This is a genomic window from Streptomyces sp. SID9727 (assembly GCF_010550605.1).
In the GTDB taxonomy this organism is placed as follows: Bacteria; Actinomycetota; Actinomycetes; order Streptomycetales; family Streptomycetaceae; genus Streptomyces.
Window position 1 is genome coordinate 1 of record NZ_JAAGNI010000127.1, and the last position, 8,287, is coordinate 8,287.

8 protein-coding genes are annotated in these 8,287 nt (G+C 73.3%); 3 read left to right on the forward strand and 5 right to left on the reverse strand.

What is annotated here, in order from left to right; all coding sequences use genetic code 11:
• Window positions 1–397 precede the first annotated feature (397 nt).
• Window positions 398–1,390 carry a polysaccharide deacetylase family protein gene (locus G3I41_RS07925; protein ID WP_164399589.1) on the reverse strand — a complete coding sequence of 331 codons (993 nt, stop codon included), beginning with the start codon at window positions 1,388–1,390 and terminating at the stop codon, window positions 398–400.
• A 359-nt stretch (window positions 1,391–1,749) separates the two neighbouring features.
• On the opposite strand from G3I41_RS07925, the gene G3I41_RS07930 reads away from it, so the two are divergent.
• Window positions 1,750–2,937 (forward strand): cellulose-binding domain-containing protein, encoded by a 1,188-nt coding sequence (locus G3I41_RS07930; RefSeq protein WP_164399590.1) that lies wholly within the window; start codon window positions 1,750–1,752, stop codon window positions 2,935–2,937.
• 39 nt (window positions 2,938–2,976) lie between these two features.
• Here G3I41_RS07930 and G3I41_RS07935 read toward each other — a convergent pair whose 3' ends face one another.
• The 4 genes from G3I41_RS07935 to G3I41_RS36680 are packed head-to-tail and all read right to left on the reverse strand — an operon-like array spanning window position 2,977 to window position 5,754.
• Window positions 2,977–3,675, reverse strand: coding sequence for a helix-turn-helix domain-containing protein (locus G3I41_RS07935; protein WP_164399591.1), 699 nt, complete (start codon window positions 3,673–3,675; stop codon window positions 2,977–2,979).
• Window positions 3,672–4,904, reverse strand: a complete 1,233-nt coding sequence (gene fahA, locus G3I41_RS07940; protein ID WP_164399592.1) for a fumarylacetoacetase — start codon at window positions 4,902–4,904, stop codon at window positions 3,672–3,674. Before fahA ends, G3I41_RS07935 begins: the two co-directional genes overlap by 4 nt.
• A gap of 26 nt (window positions 4,905–4,930) precedes the next feature.
• On the reverse strand, window positions 4,931–5,569 hold the full coding sequence (locus G3I41_RS07945) for a hypothetical protein (RefSeq protein WP_239081522.1): 639 nt from the start codon (window positions 5,567–5,569) through the stop codon (window positions 4,931–4,933).
• Window positions 5,566–5,754 (reverse strand): hypothetical protein, encoded by a 189-nt coding sequence (locus G3I41_RS36680; protein WP_239081523.1) that lies wholly within the window; start codon window positions 5,752–5,754, stop codon window positions 5,566–5,568. The genes G3I41_RS07945 and G3I41_RS36680 overlap by 4 nt, the downstream gene beginning before the upstream one ends.
• Window positions 5,755–5,931: 177 nt before the next feature.
• Here G3I41_RS36680 and G3I41_RS07950 point away from each other — a divergent pair, with 177 nt between their 5' ends.
• On the forward strand, window positions 5,932–7,152 hold the full coding sequence (locus G3I41_RS07950; RefSeq protein ID WP_203600490.1) for a chitinase: 1,221 nt from the start codon (window positions 5,932–5,934) through the stop codon (window positions 7,150–7,152).
• Between the two features lie 163 nt (window positions 7,153–7,315).
• Window positions 7,316–8,287, forward strand: a 972-nt coding sequence (locus tag G3I41_RS07955) for a serine/threonine-protein kinase (protein ID WP_164399593.1), incomplete at its 3' end; no start/stop codon positions are given.

Sequence of the window (8,287 nt, forward strand, 5' to 3'; positions counted from 1 at the left end):
TGCGCGGTGCGGCAGTCCGGCAGTCCCGGCTTGGGTGTGAGGAACACCTCTCGGGTGAAGGCCGCGACGGCGAGGTCCGCGAGGCCGTCCGCGTCGATCCGGGGCAGGTGCTGAGAGGGCATGCGTATCGCTTCCACTGGGCGGTGCGGGTCGGACGGACCCGGCACGGGGCCGGGCTCACCACGTGATGCCCGCGTCCCGGCGGCAGAACCGGGACGAAGGGCCATAAGAGCCGCATAAGTGATTGGCTCCGGCTGCCGCTGCCGCTGCCGCTGCCGCTGCCGCTGCCGCTGCCGCCGCCCCGCCCCGCCCCGCCCCGCCCCGCCCTCGGGAGTCTCCCGCCGGCCCCGCGCCCCGCCGGTGACGGTCCCGCGCCCCGCCCAGCGGCGGGCCGGTGTCAGCCCGTGGCGCAGGAGACCGTGGGCCAGGTCCAGGTGCCGTTGGTCTGGATCGTCAGGCCCCAGTTGTTGCCGCTGCCGTTGGGCTTCGCGGTCAGCACCTGGGCGCTGGGGTAGGAGGCGCTGATGTTCCAGGTGGTGAGGACCCTCTCCGGGGACGGGAGGCGCAGGGTCACCGTCCAGTTGGACGAGCCCGTGACGGCGACGTTGAGGTTGTAGCGGTCGCCCCAGCTCTGGCCGGCGGACAGGGTGGCCGTGCAGCCGCCGGTGTTCCCGCCGCCGTCGCCTCCGCCGCTGCTGCCGTCGGGTGCGACGGCCCGACCGGTCTGCGGCGAGATCATGCCCGAGCACAGGCCCCGGGAGGCGAGCGACTGGGCGATGCGCGGGATGGCGGCCAGGGTGTTGGCGGGCCACTCGTGCATCAGGATGATCTGGCCGCTGGAGAGGCGGGACACGGCCTGGACGATCGCGTCGGTGCTCGCCCCGTTCCAGTCCTGCGAGTCGACGTCCCAGATCACCTCCGTGAGCCCGTACTTGGCCTCGACGGCCTTGAGGGTGGCGTTGGTCTCCCCGTACGGCGGCCGGAACAGCTTAGGCGTGCCGCCGCCGGCGCTCGCGATGGCCTGCTGCGTCCGGGAGACCTCCGAGTCGATCTGGGCCTGGCTCTGCTGGGTGAGGTGGGGGTGGGTGTAGCTGTGGTTGCCGACCCACATGCCCGCGTCGACCTGGGCCTTCACCTGTGCCGGGTACGACGCGGCGAACTGGCCCTCGTTGAACATCGTGGCCCGCAGGCCGTTCTGCTTGAGGGCGTTGAGCAGAGCGGGGGTGTGGTCGTTGGACGGGCCGTCGTCGAACGTCAGGCCCACGTAACCGCCGCAGGCGGCGGCCTGGGCGGGAGCGGCGGCCGTGGCGGTCAGACCCAGGGAACTCGCCGCGGCGAGCACGAGCCCCGCCGCCAGGGCGGCCGGGCGGCGGTGGAATCGGAGACGCATGGGGGGTCCTCCAGGGGAAGGGAGTTCCGGCCGTACGGGCGGTGCGGCCGGGCCTGAGCACGGAGTTTTTGGGCCGCCTCCGGTGACTGTCAATAGTTTCGGCACGTGTTTCGAAAGCTTCGGTCCCGCACTGATCGCGCCCGGGGTTCAGCTGTGCAGGTCAGCGGCGGGTAGGGCTGCTCGTCGGTGCGCGGCAATGGTTCACGGCGCTGGCGGGGTGCTGTGACAGGTGCGCGTACGGCGAAACTTTCGGCACCCCGGAAGCCGCCGCCCGCCCACGTATTGACAGTGTGCCGTCAAGTCGCTGTCATACATGGGAGCGCTCCCACTCACTTTCCCCACGCCCCGAGGAGGCGCACATGACCATCCACCCCCGCCGCTTACCGCGCAGAGCCTGGACGGCGGCCGGTTCCGTCGTCGCGCTGGCCCTGTCGCTCTTCGTCGCCATGCCCGCCGGTGGACCGGCCGCGGCGGCGGAGTCCGCCTCCGGGTGCCAGGTGGACTACACCGCCAACGAGTGGACCGGCGGCTACACCGCCGAGGTCCGCGTCACCAACAAGGGCCCGGCGCTCAGTGACTGGCGCCTGACCTGGACGTACGCCGGTGACCAGCACGTCACCTCCGGCTGGAACGCCACCGTCACGCAGACCGGCCACGCCGTGACCGCCGTCAGCACGGCCTGGAACGGGGCGGTGGCCGAAGGCGGCACCGTCTCCTTCGGGGTGCAGGGGACCTCGCAGTCGGGCGGTCCCGCGCCCGCCGACTTCGCTCTCAACGGCGTCTCGTGCGGCGGGGACGGCACCACGCCCCCGACCACGCCGCCTCCCACCACACCGCCGCCCACCACGCCGCCCTCCGCCGAGTGCGGTGACGCGGTCGTCTGCGACGACTTCGAGAACCAGGCCGGCCCGGCCCCCGCCGGTGACTGGCGTTTCACCGCGCCCGACTGCCAGGGCACCGGAACGGCCGCTGTGGACACGACGACCTCGCACAGCGGCACGCGCTCGCTGAGGCTCGACGGGAAGGCCGGGTACTGCAACCACGCGTTCGTGGCCTCCACCGCCGACCTCTCGGCGGTCGGTCCCGTGCTGTACGTCCGCATGTGGGTGCGGCACACCACGGCGCTCCCGGCGGCGCACGTCGCCTTCGTGTCGATGCCGGACAGCTCCCAGGGCGGCAAGGCCCTGCGAATCGGCGGGCAGAACGGGGCGCTCCAGTGGAACCGTGAGAGCGACGACGCGACGCTCCCGGCGCAGAGCCCGACCGGGGTGGGGCTGAGCAGGCCCCTGCCCACGGGCAGCTGGCAGTGCCTGCGGTTCGCGGTCGACACCTCGGCCCCGGGGCTCGACACCTGGCTGGGCGACGAGCAGGTGCCGGGTCTGCACGCCGACGGCGTACCCACGCGTGACGTGGACGACCAGTGGCTCTCGCGGACCACCCCGCCCCGGCCCACCGCCCTGCGACTGGGCTGGGAGAGCTACGGGTCCGGCGACGACACCCTGTGGTTCGACGACGTGGCCGTCGGCTCCGAGCCGATCGGCTGCTGACGGGCGGGCGCGTACCGGCCCTCGTGGCCGGTACGCCGTTCACCCCGTGCCGAGGTGGTCGCTCAGTGTGCCGATCGCGGCGGCGGCTTCCCGCACGTGCGGCACGGCCCGGTCGGCGAGGTCGGGGTCGGAGGTGACCACGTTGATCGCGGCCCGCACCGGCCAGCCCGGCAGGGGGGCCGCGATGCCGTGGGCGCCGATGTTGACCTCGCTGTGGGTGATGACGTAGCCGGCCTCGCGGATCGCCTGTACGCGGGGCGGTTCGGCGGTGCGCGGGGGGCCGGATGCGAGGGCGGCCAGGCCGCCGGAGCCGTGGTCCAGGGGATCGCGGCTGCCCTTGCGGTACCAGAACAGGGGGCCGTCCGTCGGCGGTTCGGCCACCACCGTGGTGACGGCGGCGGTGCCGACGGCCTCGACCAGGCTCGCGGTGGCGTCCAGGCGGCGGGCGAGGCGGTGCAGGACGGGCTCCGCGACGGACCGCAGGCTGGGACCCGTGCCGCCGAGGAGCCCGGTCACGGCCGGGCCCACGGTGTAGCGGCCGCCGTCGTCGCGCGCGGCGAACCCCGTCCGGTGGAGCGAGACGAGCAGCCGGTGCGCGATGGAGCGGTGGAACCCCGTCGCGGCCGACACCTGGCTGGTCGTCAGCCCCTCCGGGTGGCGGCTCAGTTCGACCAGGAGGGCGAGTCCGCGCTCCAGGGTCTGCGAGCCGCCGCTCTCGGAGTCGTTCGGCGGTGTCATTCCACCTCTTCGGGGAGCGGCCGGATGGTGGGGAGGATCCTGCCACGGACCTCGCCCAGGCCGATGCGCCCCCGCGCGCCCGGCGCCGAGTAGCGCAGGACGACCTCGTCGCCGTCCTCCAGGAAGGTGCGCTCCGCGCCGCCGGCGGTCCAGGTCTCCCTGCCACCCCAGGACAGTTCGAGGAACGAGCCGCGCTGGTCCTTCTCCGGGCCCGAGATGGTGCCCGAGGCGTAGAAGTCGCCGACGCGCAGGGAGGCGCCGTTGACGGTGAGGTGGGCCAGCATCTGCGCGGGAGACCAGTACATGGACGCGTACGGCGGACGCGCCACCACCGTGCCGTTGACCTCGACCTCCACGTCGATGTCGTAGCCCGACGGGCCTTCCTCGCGCAGGTACGGCAGTACGGCGGGGCTCTGGCCGGGCAGGTCGGTGCGGGCGTGCTCCAGCGCGGCGAGCGGGGTGACCCAGGCGCCGATGCTGGTGGCGAAGGACTTGCCGAGGTTGGGACCCAGCGGGACGTACTCCCATGCCTGGATGTCGCGCGAGGACCAGTCGTTGACACCGGTGACACCGAACACGGTCTCGGTGAACTCGGAGGTCGCGACGCGCTGCCCGAGCGGGACGGTGCGGCCGACGACGAAGCCGAGTTCGGCCTCGATGTCCAGGCGCAGGGACGGGCCGAAGGTGGGCGCCGGGTCGGTAGGGGCCTTGCGCTGTCCGGCGGGGCGGTGCACGGGGGTGCCCGAGACGACGATGGAGCCCGCGCGTCCGTGGTAGGCGACCGGCAGGTGGCGCCAGTTGGGCATCAGGGCGTCCCCGTCCGGCCGGAAGATCCGCCCGACGTTCGTGGCGTGGTCCACGGAGGCGTAGTAGTCGACGTAGTCCCCGACCTCGAACGGCAGGTGCAGCGTGGCGTCGGTCAGCGCCACCAGGCGGACGCGGTCGCGGTGCGCGGTGTCGGTGAGCAGCTCGACGGCCCAGGCGCGGACCTCCGCCCACACCGTCGCGCCCGCGGCCATCAGCGGGTTGAGCGCGGGGGCGTCGAGCAGCGGTGCCCAGTCGGGGCGCAGGGCGGTGGCGGCGGCGCCCAGGTCCAGGACGTGGTCGCCGATGCGGACGCCGATGCGCGGGGCGGTGTCCGGGGTGGAGAAGACGGCGTACGGGAGGTTGTCGACGTCGTACGCGCTGCCGGCCGCGGCCTCGACCCAGGTGACGGGGTGGATGGTCATACGTGGCGCCCTTCGGTGACGGGTGATCAGGTGGTGGCGGGGCCGAGCAGGCCCATGACGGTCAGGTCCTCAAGCGGTTCGAGCACGCTGCACGACCCGTACGAGCCGAACGCCTCCCGCGCGGCGGTGGCCTGGGCGGCCGGGAGTGCGGTCACGGCACGGGCCGGCGCCCGCGGGTCGCGCTCGGCGAGGGCCGCGCGGACCTCGGGCAGGGACGCTCCGGCGCGGGCCGTGCCGTCGCCAGGAGCACGTTGAGACAGCCGTGGTGCTCGGATCCGGTGCCGGCGGCGGTGTGCCGGACCGCGTGGTGCAGGCCGGCCGTGCACATGAAGGGAGGCCCCGGCGGCGACGGCCCCGTGGATCCACTCCGCCACCTCGTCCTCGGACGGGAACGCCGCCGCTTCGGCCCCGCCGGTGCGGAACTTCAGCCGGAAGCCGTGGCGTACCGCGGGCGCGAGCGCCTGCTCCCACTCCGGCGTACCGGGGCGCGGCACTTCGACGTGGACCGTCCCGGGGAAGCCGAGCGCGGCCGGCTCCTCGATCCGGGGTGCGAGCGGCCGGACGGGGTCCGGCTTGGACTCCAGGGGCGCCGGCACGGGCCGGCCGGTCCCCGCGAAGGCGGCCAGGACCGCCGGGAGCGCGGCCGGCCCGGCCACCACGCTCACCCGCAGGCCCTCGGGAACAGGTCCGGCCCGGCCGGCCCGGCCTGTTCGCCGAGTCGGCCGGCGCCGACCACGAAGGGGCCCACGAGCCCGGCGTGCTCAGCGACCGCACGCGGCAGCGGAGCCGGGCCGGGCGGGAAGTCCGCGGCGTCGTCCACGAGGTGGCGGAAGGCGAGAGGGAGGGACACGCGCGACACCCTAGCCCAGCAGCGTCGGAATGCGGACGGAGCGTGTTCCGATATCGGTCACGCCCTCCCCGGGGAGCCGGTGGATGCTTCAAGAAAGCGCAATGGTCTAGGCCAACGCATTGACGTGAATGCGTCATCCTTCGATTCTGGCGGCACCTTCTCCCGACAGGAGCCTCCATGAGACGTCTTCGCGCTCTGCTCTCCGGCGTGGCCACCGCCGCCCTGGCCACCGCAGGGCTCGCGGCCTTCGCCGCACAGCAGGCTTCGGGCGCGTCCGCCGACGCCACCGCGCTCTCCAACCGGTGGTACGCCGCCGCGCCCTATCTGATGCCGCACGACAACAATCCGCCGGACGCGGGCGCCATCATGGACGCCACCGGCCTCAAGGCGTTCCAGCTCGCCTTCATCCTGGCCCCCAACGGCGGCGGTTGCAGCCCCACCTGGGACGGTACGTCGCCGGTCTCCTCGGACACCGCGGTCGCCTCCGTCATCAGCGCGATCCGCGCCAAGGGCGGCGACGTGTCGGTGTCCATCGGCGGCTACGGGGGGACGAAGCTCGGCCAGACCTGTTCCGACGCGGCCGCCACCGCCGCCGCGTACCAGCAGGTCATCACCAAGTACCAGCTGAAGGCCATCGACTTCGACCTGGAGGAGCCGGAGTACGAGAACACGGCGGCCATCGCCCGCGAGATCGGCGCCGCCAAGATCCTCCAGCAGAACAACCCCGGCCTCTACGTCTCCGTCACCACGGCGGCGACCGCCGACGGCACCGGCTGGTTCGGCAAGCAGATGCTCAACGAGGCCAAGGCGCAGGGCTTCACGCCCAACAACTTCTCCATCATGCCGTTCGACGGCGGCTTCAACGGGGCCGCCGCCCAGACGAGCGCCCTGGCCAACTTCAACGCGATCCTGCGCACCACCTTCGGCTGGGACGAGGCCACCGCGTACGCCCACGAGGGCTTCTCCGGCATGAACGGCCGCAGCGACACCGGCGAGTACTTCAGCCAGGCCGACTTCCAGACCGTCCTGGACTTCGCCACCGGCCGCCACATGGACCGCTTCACCTTTTGGTCCCTCAACCGCGACCGTCAGTGCACCCCGCCCGACAACAACGGCAAGACCTCCGGCACGTGCAGCAGCGTGGCCCAGGCGGACTGGGACTTCGCGAAGTACTCGGTGAAGTTCGCGGGCGTCACCCCGCCCACCACCACCCCGCCGACCACGCCGCCCCCGACCGGCAGCTGCGCCGCCGCCGCGTGGAGCGCGGGCGCCATCTACAACGGCGGCAACACCGTCTCGTACGGGGGCCACACCTGGAAGGCCAAGTGGTGGACCCAGAACGAGACGCCCGGCTCCACCGGTGAATGGGGCGTCTGGCAGGACCTCGGCCCCTGCTGACCCGACGGGCCGCCCCGGTCCCGGCCGGGGCGGCCCGTACCACGTACGTGCCTGCACGTGTCACCCGCTTTGCTCTGCCCCACCACCCTGCGACTAGTTTGTGTCCAGCACAGACGGGCGGTCCGTGACGGCAGAGGTGCACGGGGACGAGAGGTCGGGAAGAGTGTCGCTGCGCGCAGGCGATCCAGCCGAGATCGGCGGTTATCCGCTGGAGGCGCGGCTTGGTTCAGGGGGCATGGGCACGGTCTTCCTGGCCCGTACGAGCTCCGGCCGGCCCGTCGCGATCAAGCTGATCCACCAGCAGTTCGCCGGCGACAGCGAATTCCGCATCCGCTTCCGTCAGGAGGTCGCGGCGGCGCGCCGGGTCAGCGGCGCCTTCACCGCCGCCGTGGTGGACGCCGCACCGGAGGCCGAACAGCCCTGGATGGCGACCACCTACATCGAGGGCCCCACTCTCGCCGAGCGCATCGCCGCCGAGGGCCCGTTGAACGGCGCCGGACTGCGCAGCCTGGCCATCGGGCTCGCCGAGGCGCTCCGCGACATTCACCGCGTCGGGGTCGTCCACCGCGACCTGAAGCCGTCGAACGTCGTGCTGTCGCCCGAGGGGCCGCGCGTCATCGACTTCGGCATCTCGCGCGCCGCCGATCAGCAGACCCTGACGATGACCGGACGCGTCATCGGCACCCCGCCCTTCATGTCGCCGGAACAGCTCCAGGCACCGCGCGGCGTCGGACCGCGCTCCGACGTCTTCTCGCTGGCGACCCTCCTGGTGTACGCGGCCACGGGCCACGGCCCCTTCGACGCGGACAGCCCCTATCTCACCGCCTACCAGGTGGTGCACGAGGAGCCCTCGCTCGACGCCGTACCGGCGGCGCTGCGCACGGTCGTCGAACCGTGCCTGGTCAAGGAGCCCGAGGGCCGGCCATCGGCCGACGAGCTCCTGGAGCTGCTACGGGACCTGCCCGCCGACCTCGGCGGCGCGGCGGCGGCCGGACGCGCCCCCGGCCGCACCCGGGACATGGCCACCCAGCACCACCTGGCCACGCGCGACACCCAGGCGCCCGGAGCCCCCTCCCCGGAGGAGACCGGCTCGCCCGGCGGACGCGGGCTGCGCGGACGCTGGCGTCCCGTGCTC

What these genes read in the sequence shown, in the direction of transcription:
- G3I41_RS07925 (WP_164399589.1), bottom strand. Translation starts at nt 1,390, where the DNA reads ATGCGTCTCCGATTCCACCGCCGCCCGGCCGCCCTGGCGGCGGGGCTC.
- G3I41_RS07930 (WP_164399590.1), top strand. Translation starts at nt 1,750, where the DNA reads ATGACCATCCACCCCCGCCGCTTACCGCGCAGAGCCTGGACGGCGGCC.
- G3I41_RS07935 (WP_164399591.1), bottom strand. Translation starts at nt 3,675, where the DNA reads ATGACACCGCCGAACGACTCCGAGAGCGGCGGCTCGCAGACCCTGGAG.
- fahA (WP_164399592.1), bottom strand. Translation starts at nt 4,904, where the DNA reads ATGACCATCCACCCCGTCACCTGGGTCGAGGCCGCGGCCGGCAGCGCG.
- G3I41_RS07950 (WP_203600490.1), top strand. Translation starts at nt 5,932, where the DNA reads ATGAGACGTCTTCGCGCTCTGCTCTCCGGCGTGGCCACCGCCGCCCTG.